The sequence below is a fragment of the Methylobacterium sp. J-092 genome (genome assembly GCF_022829325.1).
Lineage (GTDB): Bacteria > Pseudomonadota > Alphaproteobacteria > Rhizobiales > Beijerinckiaceae > Methylobacterium.
Genome location: NZ_JAKSXU010000025.1, coordinates 1 through 1,125, shown reverse-complemented (window position 1 = coordinate 1,125; position 1,125 = coordinate 1). Strand labels below are relative to the sequence as shown.

At 72.7% G+C, this 1,125-nt stretch carries 1 protein-coding gene; it reads right to left on the bottom strand.

Annotated elements, in window-relative coordinates; all coding sequences use genetic code 11:
* Positions 1 to 3: 3 nt before the first annotated feature.
* Positions 4 to 1,125 (bottom strand): polysaccharide biosynthesis/export family protein (locus tag MKK60_RS00490; protein ID WP_147844761.1); only part of this gene is annotated, 1,122 nt, incomplete at its 5' end.

Here is a 1,125-nt window from a genome sequence, read left to right as displayed (position 1 = left end):
CGCCTACCGTGAGTAGGCGTAGACGGAGGCTGCGGATGCGACGGGGCCTGCGACGGTGGAGAAGACGCTGACGACCTTGGAGACTTCGGTGAAGGGGGCGTTGGAGACGTAGACGAGGTCGCGGTTTCGCATGCGGAAGGCCTGGGAGGTGAACAGGCTGTTGGGGTCGCGCATGTCGATGCGGTAGACCACCGGGACCACGGGTGTGGTCAGGAGCGGCGAGGCCGGGTTGAGGCGGCGGACGACGGCGGCCGGCTCGAAGCGGAACACGAAGGTGCCGGCCGGGTCGGCCTGGAAGTCGGACAGGCCGCGGGCCTTGGCCAGGGCCTGGGCGAGCGTGATGCCCTCGGCCGAGAACGGCAGCTCGGTGGCGTTGCCGAGCGCGCCGACCGCCAGGAAGGTCTGGGGGTCGCGCACCAGGGTGAGCACGTCGTTGGGGCGCAGGTAGATGTTCTCGCGCGGGTTGGCCACCAGGGTCGTCATCGGCACGGTGGTGGTGCGGTCCCCGCGCGAGAGGCGCACGAAGGTCTCGGAGACGGGCGAGCGCACGCCGCCGGCGGAGGCCACGACGTCGAGGAGGCGGTCGCCGCCGGTCGACAGCGGCAGGCGGGCGCCGGCCACCGCCTCGCCGGTGACGGTGACGGCCTGGGAGATCGGCTTGGTGACCGAGACCAGCACCTGCGGCTGGATCGCCTTGCCGGCGAGCTCGTTCTCGATCAGCGTCTGGACGTCCTGGGTGCGGCGTCCGGCGACGTGGATGCGTCCGGCATAGGGCACCGAGATCGCGCCGTCGCGGCCGACGGCCTGCTCGGGGATCAGCGCCGACTTCGAGCCGGCGGAGAAGCGGTCGGCGACGAGCGGGCCGGAGAACAGGCCGCCCGACCCGGCCTCCCAGACCGAGACCGAGACGTAGTCGCCCACGCCGATCACCGGCTCGATCGAGGGGCGCTTGTCGCCGAAGGAGGCCAGCAGGCTGTCGAGCGGGCGCCCGCGCAGGGCCTCGATCACCGCCGGGGTCACGTCCACCAGCTCGTAGCGCGCCAGCAGCCCCTCCGGCGTCGACAGCTCCGCCCCCGCCTCCACGGCACGCGCCGTCGGACCCGAAGCCGGGAGAACCGAGCAGCC